This window comes from Bacillus thuringiensis, assembly GCF_001182785.1.
Lineage (GTDB): Bacteria > Bacillota > Bacilli > Bacillales > Bacillaceae_G > Bacillus_A > Bacillus_A thuringiensis_S.
Window position 1 is genome coordinate 3959990 of sequence record NZ_CP012099.1, and the last position, 13598, is coordinate 3973587.

Genomic DNA, 13598 nt, shown 5'->3' on the forward strand with positions numbered 1-13598 from the left:
AAAAAAAGGAGAATTATATTATGTGGAAAAAAATTATTCCTGCCGTTGCTGTTTTAAGCACTATTACTTTTTCAAGCGTATTTGCCGCTCCCCCATCTCAGAATCCAGCTGAACAAAACCGCTACATAGACGTACAAATGCTTGGTATTAATGATCTCCATGGACAACTAGATACTGTTAAAAAAATCAATAATAAAGAAGCTGGTGGCGCTGATTACTTAGCTACTTATTTAAAAGAACGTAAAAAACAAAACCCTAATACCCTTCTCGTACATGCTGGTGATATCGTCGGAGCTAGTCCACCAGTTTCAGCATTATTACAAGATGAACCGACGATTGAATTTTTAAATGACTTAAAATTTGATGTTGGTACAATCGGGAACCATGAATTTGATGAAGGCATTGATGAAATGAAACGCCTCATTTACGGTGGATATCATGAAAAAACAGGGAATTTCAAAGGGGCTAACTTCCCCTATGTAGCTGCTAACTTCTATAACAAATCAACTGGCCGCTTATTTTTACCACCATTTACTGTAAAAATGGTAGATGGTGTTCCTGTCGGATTCATTGGTGTTGTTACAACTGATACACCAAATGTTGTTATGCCTACGATGCTTAAAAATGTACAGATTACTGATGAAGTAGAAGCAATTAATAAATCAACACAACAATTAAAACGCCTCGGCGTTAAATCAATCGTCGTTCTTGCTCATGTCGGTGGAACAACCGATGAATCTGGGGTAACAAATGGCGACCTTACTCGAATTGCAAATGAAACAGACCCAGAAGTTGATGTTATTTTCGGTGGACATAGTCATACGTATGTAAATGGTACAGTAAATAATAAACTAATTGTCCAAGCAAATTCATACGGAACGGCTTTCTCAGACGTGGATGTAACAATTGATCGTAAAACAAAGGATATTGTAAAGAAAAAAGCTGAAGTTGTTACAACGTATCATGAAGGTGTAGAACCTGATAAACAAGTAAAGAAAAAACTAGATCAATATAAAGAAAAAATCGCACCACTTGTAAATGAAGTGGTCGGAAAATCTACAGCACCTATCGACCGTAAACAAAATGATGCTGGTGAGTCCACTCTTGGAAATTTAGTTGCCGATGCTCAGCGTCAAACGATGCAAACTCAAATCGCCCTCATGAATCCTGGTGGCATTCGTAATGACTTAGATGCTGGTGATATTACGTGGGGTGAGTTATACGGCATTCAACCTTTTGGAAATCAATTGATTAAAGTAGATTTAACAGGTCAAGACATTCGCGATATTTTAAATCAGCAATGGCAAAAAGGAACAACAAGAATGCTTCAAATTTCAGGTATTCAATATACGTGGGATGTAAATAAACCAAACGGTGAAAAAGTTACAAATATACGTTTAACAAACGGAGAAGAATTATCTCCATCTACAACGTATAGCGTAGTTGCAAATGCCTTCTTAGCTTCTGGCGGTGACGGATTCGTATCATTTAAAAATGGTAAAAATGCAGAAACTGGTCCAAACGACTTTGAAGCGTTAGTCGATTACGTAAAACAATTAAAAGAACCAATTCAGCCAGTTATTGATGGAAGAATTCAAAAAGTAAATTAAGTGTTTCTCTAATAATAAATTTCATTTTTCACGCCATAAAGGATTTGTACTGATCCTCTATTTTATACGTAATATACATCATAAAAAGGATACTCGTTCTTCCAATGAACATAGTATCCTTTTCTTTAGTTATCAAAATGTGATGTTTTATCAACTTCATATTGCTGTAAAAATTGTTGCAACGCCTCTTCTACAAGTTTAGACTTTTGAATTCCTTTCGATTCTGATATAAGGTCCAATCTTGCTAATATTTCTGTATTAATAGAAAAGGTTCGTCTCTTTTTCTCTGTACTCTTACTCATAATTGGTGCAATTACTTCGTCTCTTTTTCTTAGTAACTCATAAATGCTTTGTAATTGCTCGTAAATTAATAATTGATAATCTGTTTTCTCATATTGAAGGGCGGTCGCTTCTTGGAGTTGTAAGTGACGTGGTTCTTCTCCATCTCCTACAAAAATACGTTTCTTCTGCTCTCCATCATATTCATATCCAATCAATCTTAATTTCTTCGATAATGTATACGGGCTTATTTCAAGACGTTTTGCTATAATAGCGATGGATTCACGTCTATTTAAACCATCTATAATTTCTCCAATCGTCACAATTTCCCTCCTCCCGTGTTGAAATGACACTAGTATGGTATGTTACAATGATTTTCTAACAGTATATGCAAAATGAATAGCCTGTGCGATTCATACGATTTCACAAAAGGAGGTTTTCAATATGCTTTTTCGTAGCTACACCCCTCAGTTCTATAACGAAAACAAACAACTCATTCCTAATAGTATCGCTACGATAGAAAGCGTTATGATAAATAATCGAAAACAAACTCTCCTTATGCGTGGACAAAACGTAGAGCAACCTATTTTATTATGCTGTCACGGCGGACCTGGGATGGCACAAATCGGATTTATTCGCCATTTTCAAAAAGAATTAGAGAAGCAATTTATTGTTATTAATTGGGATCAGCGCGGGGCTGGTAAATCCTTTTCAATGAAAGATTTCGGAGCAAATTTCACAATCGAACAATTCGTTTCCGATGCAAAAGAAGTGATTCAATATGTACTTAAAAGGTTCAACAAACAAAAACTATTTCTCGCTGGTCATTCTTGGGGAAGTATTATTGGGCTTAACATAGCACATCAATATCCAAAGTATATCGAGGCTTACATCGGTATTGGGCAAATTGTACATATGAAACAAAATGAAGAATTGCTATATCAACATTTAATTCATTCTGCAAAAAAACATAATCATAAAAAAGCATTAGCTTCCCTTTTAAAATTAGGCAAACCACCATTTTTAGATACGAGACGTCTCATTATTCAAAGAAAGTGGCTTGGCACATTTGGAGGCGCAATCCAAAACGGATCTTCCTTTTCTTTCATACGAAAAGGTTTCTTTTCTCCTGAGTATACGCTATTAGATTGGTTCAAGTTTCTCGCAGGAAATTTAAAATCTGGCGTTTTATGGGAAGAAATGCTGACAATCGATTTCTTTTCTTCTATCTCAAGTTTATCTATTCCAGTTTATTTTTGTTCTGGTCGCTATGATTATCAAACTCCTTATGCACTCGTTCAGGAATATTGCGATATTATTGAAGCGCCTATAAAAAAGATGATTTGGTTCCCAAATTCAGCACATTCTCCTGATTTAGAAGAACCAGAATTATTCGCCAATTCTTTGCGATCAATTAAACAAGAGCTAGCTTTTCAGCATTAGTAACAAAAGGCTCTTTTACATTTCATAGAAAACATTTTATAATAATATGTCGCAAGTATGTATAAACATAGCAAAATGTTTCATATTTACTTGTCTTAACAGAATAAAAATTTAGGGAGATTACATTTATTATGAACGCTGTACTCGTCGCAGTAGCAATTATGCTATTGCTTAGTTTGTTACGTGTCCAGGTCATTGTCGCCATCATTGTTGGAGCTTTAACAGGCGGAATTATCGGCGGACTCGGTATTTCAGAAACGATTAACACTTTTACAACTGGTCTTGGAAACAGTGCTCCAATCGCTTTAAGTTATGCGATGCTTGGTGGTTTCGCTATTTCCCTTTCCAAAACAGGACTTCCAGATGCTATGATTCAAACTGCATTAAAATGGATTGGCAATGAACAAGACACGAAAAAACAAGTTTATTCTAAAATACTTATTTTATTCATTATTTTAACGATGGCTTGTTTCTCACAAAATGTGATTCCTGTTCACATTGCTTTCATCCCCATCTTAATTCCAGCACTTTTAAAAGTATTAAATGAGCTGAAAGTGGATCGCAGACTTGTCACATGTATTATTACATTTGGATTGATTACTCCTTATATGTGGATCCCTGCAGGATTCGGAAAAATTTATCATGACGTATTACAAACCAACGCTGCGCAAAGCGGCCTTACATTTGATGTCACACTTATTCCAAAAGCAATGACTATTCCAGCAATTGGTATGATTATTGGATTATGTGTAGCGGTATTCATTACGTACCGAAAACCTCGTACGTATGAAACAGAACAAATTCATACTACCGAAAATGAAATCGTTCCCTATACAAAACGTAGCATTACTTTCGGGTTATTATCTATCATTGCTACATTAACTGTTCAATTAACAACAGAATCAATGATTTTCGGTGCTTTAGCAGGTATTATCGTCTTATCAGTTAGTGGCAGTCTACCACTTAAAGAAGCAGATGCGATATTAACAAGCGGAATGCGTATGATGTCCTTTATTGGCTTTGTTATGATTGCTGCCGCTGGATTCGGCGCTGTCCTTCGAAAAACAGGACATGTTGAATCACTGGTGCAAACGAGTGCACATATAATTGGAAATAACAAACCACTCGCTGCATTTCTTATGCTCGTTATTGGACTTCTCGTTACGATGGGAATTGGTTCATCCTTTTCAACCATCCCTATCTTAACAACCATTTTTGTACCTCTTTGCATTCAGCTTGGATTTAGTCCAATGGCCACAATTGCAATTATCGGTACAGCCGGAGCACTAGGTGACGCAGGATCTCCAGCATCAGATAGTACCCTTGGACCAACATCCGGTTTAAATGCTGATGGTCAGCACCATCATATATGGGATACATGTGTACCCACTTTTCTACATTACAATATACCGTTACTTATATTTGGCTTTATTGCCGCAATTACATTATAAAAAGGTGCGTATAAAACGCACCTTTTACTTTTTTATTTTTCCTTTTAATTGTTGAAAAGCTACTTTTCCATTATCTTTGACATAGCTTTCAATTGCCGGTAGTGATGAGCCTATCCATTCACACTCTATGCTCCCATTCGGTCCAACAATTTTTAATTTATCTGGTATATGTATATTTAGAAATCTCGCTGACCGAATTAACTCAATAGCAATCTGATCACTTGAGGTTACAATTCCATCTATATACGGATTATTTTGCAATAATGTAATAAATTGTTTATTTGTATACCCTTGTACACATTCTTCTCGATAAGAGATTCCTTCATCCCAAACAGCGTCTAAAAACCCTGCTATATGATCTTCCATTTCTTCACTTTCTTCTCCCTCACCGAAATATGCAAGAAAGTGACACCCTTTCTCTTTTAATAAAGAAACAGCTCTCTGCCCACTTTCATAATAATTTGCATGTGATTGTTGCTCATCAATCACAACAAACGGAAATGGAATTTCTCCTATACTTTTAAAAACTGCCCTTGTCAAAATAACACCTGCAATGTTATTTTGCTTCAGCATATGTATGTATCTATCTTTATTCTCTATATTACAAATAATGATTTGATAGCCTTCTTTATATGCTATTTCCTCAATACAATGTAGCAAAGTGATGTTTGATGGGTTACATAAATTATCTACAAGTAATGCAATTATCGTTGAATTCTCTTTAAATAGTGGCTTCGCTGCACTGTTTGGCCTATAACGTAATTCTTCAATTGCTTCCTTTACTTGTTTTACTGTGTCCTCATGAACGTATCCTTTTTCATTAATAACTCGTGAAACGGTTGCGACTGAAACACCTGCCAATTTTGCAACATCACGTATAGTTGCCACATCGTCACCCCTTAATATGGTAATAGATTACAATTTTACGGTAACCTAAATTACACTATCCGTCAAGATTAATAACTCATATTTCTGAAAATTGTTACATCATTTGACTAAATGATACTCCAACTGAATTTCATGTAAAATTGGGATATTATCATATCCAATACGTGGAATTTCTTTCTTTATTTTTCGTGCCTCCTCTACCGCATTCACATATAAATTAGTCATTACAAAATTACGTTTTTGGTAAAATCGTAACGCATTCATATTATCATTTGTTGTAATAAGCCAAACCTGTCTGCACCGCTCTTCTTCTGCAACTTGTAATACACAATCTACAAGTTTCGTCCCTATTCCTTTTCTTTCTTCAAAGCTATCTAGCGATACAATTTCACACATATTTCCGGTCACTTCATACGTTATAATTCCGATTATTCTGTCATCTGAGAGCGCAACAAATCCTGGCAACTCTTCTAACTGATGTCCCTTACCACGTGAAACCATCAATGAACTTCCCCAGTTCTTACACATGAACATTCGGATTGTTTCTTTCATCGCTGGCGTAATTTTTTGTATATGCAGCATTTCCTATTTCTCCCCTTTTATATCATTGTGATACAATATAAGTGTATCACATGTAACGGTATTTGGAGGATGAGGTAAAGTATGAAACGTTTTTTTGCAGCATTGTTTACTATACTAGGTGCAATAACTGCCCTTGGGATTTTCTTTACAAATAAAGTGATGTACTTAAAGAAAAAAACAGAGGAAGAAGTACTCGAAAGAGAAACGAAAAAACATTTTCGTATAGAGGATTTTGATGCTCTTCATAAAGAAGAAATTCATATCCCTTCACAATTCGGATACGACCTTCACGGATATTACATTCCTGCTGGTCATTCCAATAAGTTTATGGTTTTTTGCCACGGTGTAACTGTAAATAAAATAAACTCTGTAAAATATGCAAACTTATTCTTAAAAAGGGGATATAATGTCCTCATTTACGATCATCGTCGTCATGGTAAAACTGGCGGAAAAACAACAAGCTATGGATACTATGAAAAGCATGATTTGAAATCCGTAGTTGACTGGCTAAAAAGCCGTTTTGGAACCAATATTACACTTGGTATTCATGGTGAATCTATGGGAGCTGCAACAATTCTTCAATACGCAGGACTTGTAGAAGATGGTGCTGATTTCTATATTGCAGATTGTCCTTTCTCTGATTTTCACGGACAATTACAGCACCGTTTAAAGGTTGAATTCCATTTACCAAAATGGCCTTTATTACCTTTAGCAAACGCATTTTTAAAAGTTCGTGACGGTTATACAATTCGTGAAGTTTCACCAATCGACTGTATAAAAAACATTAACAATCCCGTTCTCTTTATTCATAGTAAAGATGACGACTATATTTTAGCTGATATGACAAAAGCGTTATATGAAGCGAAAGAAAATAATAAGCAACTTTATATTGCAGAACACGGTGCACACGCTTGCTCTTATAACGAAAATAAAGAAGAGTACGAAGCAGCCATCGATCAATTTTTAAACACATATGTGAAAGAAACAAAAAACAGGCTTGCATAAGCCTGTTTTTTTATTGCGCTAAAACGTCTGTAACTTGTTCCATATTTTCAGAAATCCATTGCATTGCATCATCTAACGTTGGAAATTCTGTCGTTTGAAATGTTACTTCATCTTGAAGTAACCAAACATCCTTTGCCTCTTGCCCTACACCTGCAATGGACCAATGTAACAAACTATATGGATGATTATCATTCAAAAATGATGCCCACGTGCGCTCATTTGCAATGTTTCGTAATGTATGTAATTGTTTATCCATCTCTCGTCACCTTACTCTAGTCAGTTATGAAAACTATTATAACACTCTCTTCTTTCTCAAACAAAGTGCTCTTTTTTCCCCGCTATTTGCGGGCAGTAAAACTCCCACCTCAAAATTCGGCTGAAACAAAGAAGTTAGGTGGGAGATTAACTGCCCCTAAAAGCCCGATTGGTTCAACTAATAATTAGTGGGGGATGCCTCCCCCACTAATTAAAGTTTCACTTTATATTGCCAAGCACTTCCCTTGATTATATGATGAAATTAAGCGTTTGGGAAGGAGGGATAACGTTGGCAAAAGTACAAATTAAAGTAAATGATAATGGCTCTTTTCGCGTTACAGGGGACGTGGAATTAGTCGACTCACAAGGGAATGTATTCCCAGCAAAACCGGCATTTTCTTTATGCCGTTGTGGCTTATCAAAAAATATGCCTTATTGCGACGCTTCGCATAAAGGTAAATTCGAGTCCGTTGTTAGAGCACCAGAGGCAGAATAATTTTACATGTGACATGCACATTTTTTTGTGCATGTTTTTTCTTTTTAGCAACTCCGTTATATCCCTTCTCCTTACAACATTTCTAATACTTTTATTTCCATTCCAGCCTGCATATATTTTCACACAATTCTTCACATTCGAATATTTTTTACTAGCCTTTTATTTTTTTTGTGCTATAATTTGAGCAAACAGCATCCTTCGGGGTCGGGTGAAATTCCCAACCGGCGGTGATGAAGTGAAAACTTCTAAGTCCGTGACCCGTTTTCAACTCGAAAACGGTGGATCTAGTGAAACTCTAGGGCCGACAGTATAGTCTGGATGGGAGAAGGATATGTTTCTAGTTTTTTATATAGTGAATACACTTTTATTTCAGTATGCATATTTTTAAAGATTCATTTTGATTCTTTATATATGTTTAATTTTCTATACTTATTTTTTATACTGAAATAAAAAGAGACAACTAGCGTTTAAAAATTCGATATTTTGCTAGGTTTTTTCCTTATGCAGAAATATCAATTATCGTTAGGTTTCTTTCCTATGCTTTCGTATTCAAACTATATTTCTAGAAATCACGTCTCCCAAACCCCAAGGATATTAAATCCTTGGGGTTTTTTGATTTTTTTAGGAGAGGTGAAGAAAATGACAGATCAAGAATATATGAGGATTGCCCTGCTGTTAGCAGAAGGAACATCAGGACAAACAAGTCCAAATCCTATGGTTGGTGCTGTTGTTGTAAAAGATGGAAACATCGTTGGTATGGGGGCTCATTTACGAGCTGGTGAAGAACACGCAGAAGTTCATGCCCTTCAAATGGCTGGTCAGAACGCCAAAGACGCTACCGTTTATGTAACACTGGAACCGTGTAGCCACTTTGGAAAAACACCACCTTGTTGTGAATTGCTCATCGAAAAAGGAGTTAAGCGTGTTGTAATTGCTACTCTCGATTGTAATCCGCTCGTTTCTGGTAATGGAAAAAGAAGATTAGAGGAAGCTAGAATTGAAGTAACTACCGGTGTTCTTGAAGCAGAAGCAGTTTTATTAAATCGCTACTTTTTTCACTACATGAAAACGAAACGCCCTTTTGTAACAATAAAAACAGCGATGAGCTTAGATGGAAAAACAGCAACTGTAACTGGTGAAAGTAAGTGGATTACAGGTGAAGAAGCACGTGCTGATGTTCACCAATATCGCCATACACATGATGCAATTCTTGTTGGAGTAAATACAGTTATAGCTGATAACCCACATTTAACAACAAGAATTCCAAATGGTGGGAAACACCCTATTCGCGTTGTTTTAGATACCCATTTACGAACACCACCATCTTCTCATGTCATAACAGATGGTTTAGCACCGACATGGATTATTGTCGGTAAGGATGTAAAGAAAGAGAAGATATCTTCTTATGAATCTAAAAATATAGCTATATTCCAAATGGAAACGAAGCATATAGAAATTGAGGACCTTCTTTCCTTTCTTGGAGAAAAACAAATTCTTTCTCTATTCGTTGAAGGTGGCCAATCGATTCATGCAAGTTTCTTAAAAACAAACAATTTTAATGAAATTGTAACCTATATAAGCCCGAAATTAATTGGTGGGAAAGATGCTCCTACTTTATTTGGAGGAAATGGTTTTTCAAAATTACAAGATGCGCTTTCCTTGAAAATTCAAGAGATGAAACAAATTGGTGATGATATAAAAATTGTTGCGAATGCCCGAAACGAGGTGACGGAATGTTTACAGGAATTGTAGACGAATTAGGAACGATAGCAAACATGCAACAAAGCGGAGAAGCGATGAAATTAACGATTCATGCAAAGAAAATTTTATCAGATATTCACTTAGGTGATAGTATCGCGGTGAACGGTATTTGCTTAACTGTAACAAGCTTTACAACTAATTCATTTACAGTTGATGCAATGCCTGAAACGATGCAGTCGACATCACTTCGCATGCTTAAACCCCACTCTAAAGTAAATTTAGAGCGAGCAATGGCTGCAAACGGACGATTCGGTGGACATTTCGTTTCAGGACATATTGATGGCATCGGAACGATTTTAAATAAAAAACAACATTACAATGCCGTCTATTACAAAATAGCAATTTCTGATGAACTGCTGCGCTATTGTTTGCATAAAGGATCCATTGCTGTTGATGGAACGAGTTTAACGATATTTGATATAGACGAATCTTCCATAACGATTTCACTCATCCCGCACACAGTAAGCGAATCTGTCATTGGAGAAAAAAATGCCGGAGATATCGTAAACATTGAGTGTGACATGATTGGTAAATATATCGAACGCTTTATTACTAAACCTACAAAACGAGTAGGTTCAATGACTGAAAGCTTTTTACAAGAAAATGGATTTCTATAAGGGGGAAGCACAATGTTTCATCGTATTGAAGAAGCTCTAGAAGATTTAAAACAAGGTAAAGTCGTTATCGTATGTGATGATGAAAACCGAGAAAATGAAGGCGATTTTATTGCTTTAGCAGAGTACATTACACCAGAAACAATTAATTTTATGATTACACATGGCCGTGGTCTCGTTTGTGTACCGATTACAGCAGGGTACGCAGAACGTCTACAATTAGAACCAATGGTATCTCATAATACAGATTCACATCATACTGCGTTTACAGTGAGCATTGACCATGTTTCTACAACAACAGGGATTAGCGCTCACGAACGTGCAACTACGATACAAGAATTGTTAAACCCCGCATCAAAAGGCGCTGATTTCAATCGACCTGGACATATCTTTCCATTAATTGCGAAAGAAGGCGGTGTCCTGCGTCGTGCAGGTCATACAGAAGCTGCTGTTGATTTAGCGAAGCTATGCGGTGCCGAACCAGCTGGAGTTATTTGCGAGATTATAAATGAGGACGGCACGATGGCACGTGTAACTGATTTAATAGAATGCGCAAAACAATTTGATATAAAAATGATTACAATAGAAGATTTAATTGCTTACCGCCGCCATCATGAAACACTTGTGATGAGAGAGGTGGAAATTACATTACCTACAGATTTCGGTACTTTCCACGCAATTGGCTATTCTAACTCATTAGATACGAAAGAACATATCGCACTTGTAAAAGGTGATATTTCAATAGGTGAACCGGTACTTGTGCGTGTTCATTCTGAATGCTTAACAGGAGATGTATTCGGTTCACATCGCTGCGATTGCGGACCACAACTCCATGCAGCACTTGCTCAAATTGAGCGTGAAGGAAAAGGTGTTCTTCTTTATATGAGACAAGAAGGAAGAGGCATTGGGCTTCTTAATAAGCTTCGTGCTTATAAATTACAAGAAGAAGGATTCGATACTGTAGAAGCAAATGAAGAACTCGGCTTCCCTGCTGATCTTCGTGATTACGGTATCGGTGCACAAATATTAAAAGATTTAGGTTTACAAAGTTTACGATTATTAACGAATAACCCAAGAAAAATTGCTGGCTTACAAGGTTACGATTTAGAAGTAGTCGAGCGTGTACCGTTGCAAATGCCAGCAAAAGAAGAGAATAAATCGTATTTACAAACGAAAGTAAACAAATTAGGACACTTACTAAACTTATAATTAAAGGAGAGATTTATTATGGTATTCGAAGGTCATTTAGTTGGTACAGGATTAAAAGTTGGAGTTGTTGTTGGACGTTTTAACGAATTTATTACAAGTAAGTTACTTGGCGGCGCTTTAGACGGATTAAAGCGTCACGGTGTAGAAGAAAATGATATTGATGTTGCTTGGGTTCCTGGTGCATTTGAAATTCCTTTAATCGCTAAAAAGATGGCTAGTAGCGGAAAGTATGATGCGGTTATTACATTAGGTACTGTAATCCGAGGTGCTACAACTCACTACGATTACGTTTGTAATGAAGTAGCAAAAGGTGTTGCGTCTTTATCACTACAAATGGACATCCCAGTTATTTTCGGCGTATTAACGACAGAAACAATTGAACAAGCGATTGAACGCGCAGGTACGAAAGCTGGTAATAAAGGATATGAATCAGCTGTTGCTGCAATTGAAATGGCTCACTTATCAAAACAATGGGCATAAAAAAAGAGGCTGCGGCCTCTTTTTATTTTTTCACCTTTTTTTGTACATCTTTTATTAATTCATTCATCGTTTTTCCTTCTGTTTTTATATGAAGAGCTTGTGCTGTTCTCCATACATTCTCTCTTTTTTTCGCTTCTTCTATAATAATAATTTCTTTTCTAACTTCCTTTAAATCTTTTCCTTCCGTTTTCAATCCAAAATGTTCAGCTTTCGTTCGAAAGTGTTGTTCGATTCTTTGTTGCATCTCTTTTTGTTCAGGATTTTCAGCAGCCTTAACTGGATCAGAACTTATTGCTTTTATTAAAATTAAACAAGTCATAATCGCTAATATGTATTTGTACATGTAAAATCCTCCAACCCAATATAAATTACATATTTACTATGTACAACTAAGGCTTGGAAAATTCGTCCACAAAAATTCTTTTTTTCGTTCAAAAACCAATAGTAACAGGCGTCCGCAACTATTTATTACATTTTATTTACAAAAAAAGCAAACCCTTTTACAAGTTTGCTTTTTCATCTATCTTATAATGCACACTCTTCAATCTCAAATCCTAAATCTGCAATCATACCCCAGTCTGCAGTCGGCTCTTGTCCAGCTGTCGTTAAGTAGTCCCCGACAAAAATAGAATTTGCTGCAAATAAACCGATTGGCTGTACAGAACGTAAATTGATTTCACGTCCTCCTGAAATACGAATTTCTTTTGTTGGGTTTACAAAACGCATCATTGCCAGTACTTTTAAACATTCTACTGGCGTTAACTCTTTTTGCCCTTCAAGAGGTGTTCCCTTTACAGCAACAAGGAAATTACAAGGGATAGAATCTGCATCTATACGTTGTAATTCAAATGCAATTTCAGCACGCTCTTCAATTGTTTCTCCCATGCCAAAAATCGCTCCAGAGCATGGAGAAATGCCCGCTTGTTTCGCTTTTTGAACTGTATCAACACGATCATCATACGTATGAGTTGAACAAATACTATCGTAATTATTTTCATGTGTATTTAAGTTGTGGTTATAACGATGCACGCCCGCTTCCGCTAAACGTCCTGCTTGATCTTCATTTAAGAAACCTAAACAACAACAAATCTTCAAATCTGTCGTTTCACGAATTTCCTTAACTGCTCCAATTACGTGATTTACCTCTTTATCCGTCGGACGACGACCAGATGCTACAATACAATATGTACCTGCTTTACGGCGTATTGCTTCATGTGCCCCTTCTACAATCTTCTCCTGCGTTAACCATGCATATTTATCAATCGGCGCTTCTGAAATAATAGACTGTGAGCAATATCCACAATCTTCAGGACATAATCCAGATTTCGTATTAATAATCATATTCAATTTTACTTTCTTACCAAAGTGATGATGGCGAATAATGTAAGCTGCATTCATAATTTCTAAAACTTCTGTATCATCAGCTTCTAATATCGCTATCGCATCTTCTTTCGTAATCATCTTCTCTTCCACTACGTCGTATGCAATTTTTTTCCAATCCCTTTTTGTTTGTACTTGTTTCATT

The 13598-nt window shown here is 36.3% G+C and carries 15 protein-coding genes and 1 riboswitch; of the genes, 9 read left to right on the top strand and 6 right to left on the bottom strand.

Annotation, left to right across the window (positions count from 1 at the left end; translation table 11 throughout):
• The first annotated feature begins 20 nt into the window (after positions 1 to 20).
• Complete coding sequence (locus AC241_RS20300) at positions 21 to 1610, top strand: bifunctional metallophosphatase/5'-nucleotidase (protein ID WP_029443254.1); 1590 nt, start codon at positions 21 to 23, stop codon at positions 1608 to 1610.
• Between the two features lie 125 nt (positions 1611 to 1735).
• Here AC241_RS20300 and AC241_RS20305 read toward each other — a convergent pair whose 3' ends face one another.
• The gene (locus AC241_RS20305) at positions 1736 to 2212 is read right to left on the bottom strand and encodes a ribbon-helix-helix domain-containing protein (protein ID WP_029443255.1); all 477 of its coding nucleotides are present in this window, start codon (positions 2210 to 2212) and stop codon (positions 1736 to 1738) included.
• A gap of 121 nt (positions 2213 to 2333) precedes the next feature.
• Between AC241_RS20305 and AC241_RS20310 the strand changes: the two genes are divergently transcribed.
• Both AC241_RS20310 and AC241_RS20315 read left to right on the top strand, forming a co-directional pair.
• Entirely contained in the window at positions 2334 to 3332 is a 999-nt protein-coding gene (locus AC241_RS20310; protein ID WP_029443256.1) for an alpha/beta fold hydrolase, read from the top strand.
• A 131-nt stretch (positions 3333 to 3463) separates the two neighbouring features.
• Positions 3464 to 4783, top strand: a complete 1320-nt coding sequence (locus tag AC241_RS20315) for a Na+/H+ antiporter family protein (RefSeq protein WP_000994810.1) — start codon at positions 3464 to 3466, stop codon at positions 4781 to 4783.
• Positions 4784 to 4807: 24 nt separating this feature from the next.
• Here the strand turns inward: AC241_RS20315 and AC241_RS20320 are convergent, their stop codons facing one another.
• Together AC241_RS20320 and AC241_RS20325 are read right to left on the bottom strand one after the other, a co-directional pair.
• Complete coding sequence (locus AC241_RS20320) at positions 4808 to 5671, bottom strand: LacI family DNA-binding transcriptional regulator (RefSeq protein WP_016080371.1); 864 nt, start codon at positions 5669 to 5671, stop codon at positions 4808 to 4810.
• A 99-nt stretch (positions 5672 to 5770) separates the two neighbouring features.
• Complete coding sequence (locus AC241_RS20325; RefSeq protein ID WP_000902440.1) at positions 5771 to 6253, bottom strand: GNAT family N-acetyltransferase; 483 nt, start codon at positions 6251 to 6253, stop codon at positions 5771 to 5773.
• Positions 6254 to 6334: 81 nt separating this feature from the next.
• On the opposite strand from AC241_RS20325, the gene AC241_RS20330 reads away from it, so the two are divergent.
• Positions 6335 to 7258, top strand: coding sequence for an alpha/beta hydrolase (locus tag AC241_RS20330; RefSeq protein WP_029443257.1), 924 nt, complete (start codon positions 6335 to 6337; stop codon positions 7256 to 7258).
• A 10-nt stretch (positions 7259 to 7268) separates the two neighbouring features.
• Here the strand turns inward: AC241_RS20330 and AC241_RS20335 are convergent, their stop codons facing one another.
• Positions 7269 to 7514 (bottom strand): DUF2552 family protein, encoded by a 246-nt coding sequence (locus AC241_RS20335; protein ID WP_000360793.1) that lies wholly within the window; start codon positions 7512 to 7514, stop codon positions 7269 to 7271.
• 288 nt (positions 7515 to 7802) lie between these two features.
• Here AC241_RS20335 and AC241_RS20340 point away from each other — a divergent pair, with 288 nt between their 5' ends.
• From AC241_RS20340 to ribH, 5 genes are all read left to right on the top strand, one after another.
• A complete protein-coding gene (locus AC241_RS20340; RefSeq protein ID WP_001151582.1) occupies positions 7803 to 8009 on the top strand; it encodes a CDGSH iron-sulfur domain-containing protein in 207 nt (68 codons plus the stop codon).
• Between the two features lie 190 nt (positions 8010 to 8199).
• A riboswitch (FMN riboswitch) is annotated at positions 8200 to 8343 on the top strand.
• Positions 8344 to 8648: 305 nt separating this feature from the next.
• Positions 8649 to 9761, top strand: a complete 1113-nt coding sequence (gene ribD, locus AC241_RS20345) for a bifunctional diaminohydroxyphosphoribosylaminopyrimidine deaminase/5-amino-6-(5-phosphoribosylamino)uracil reductase RibD (RefSeq protein WP_043935901.1) — start codon at positions 8649 to 8651, stop codon at positions 9759 to 9761.
• Entirely contained in the window at positions 9743 to 10387 is a 645-nt protein-coding gene (ribE, locus tag AC241_RS20350; protein WP_029443259.1) for a riboflavin synthase subunit alpha, read from the top strand. The genes ribD and ribE overlap by 19 nt, the downstream gene beginning before the upstream one ends.
• Positions 10388 to 10399: 12 nt before the next feature.
• Positions 10400 to 11593: a bifunctional 3,4-dihydroxy-2-butanone 4-phosphate synthase/GTP cyclohydrolase II gene (gene ribBA, locus AC241_RS20355; protein ID WP_050844485.1), complete on the top strand. Its 1194-nt coding sequence runs from the start codon at positions 10400 to 10402 to the stop codon at positions 11591 to 11593.
• Between the two features lie 18 nt (positions 11594 to 11611).
• The gene (ribH, locus tag AC241_RS20360; protein WP_000230895.1) at positions 11612 to 12073 is read left to right on the top strand and encodes a 6,7-dimethyl-8-ribityllumazine synthase; all 462 of its coding nucleotides are present in this window, start codon (positions 11612 to 11614) and stop codon (positions 12071 to 12073) included.
• A gap of 22 nt (positions 12074 to 12095) precedes the next feature.
• Here ribH and AC241_RS20365 read toward each other — a convergent pair whose 3' ends face one another.
• Positions 12096 to 12416 (bottom strand): hypothetical protein, encoded by a 321-nt coding sequence (locus AC241_RS20365; RefSeq protein WP_029443261.1) that lies wholly within the window; start codon positions 12414 to 12416, stop codon positions 12096 to 12098.
• A gap of 182 nt (positions 12417 to 12598) precedes the next feature.
• On the bottom strand, positions 12599 to 13597 hold the full coding sequence (gene bioB / locus AC241_RS20370; protein WP_050844486.1) for a biotin synthase: 999 nt from the start codon (positions 13595 to 13597) through the stop codon (positions 12599 to 12601).
• Position 13598 lies beyond the last annotated feature (1 nt).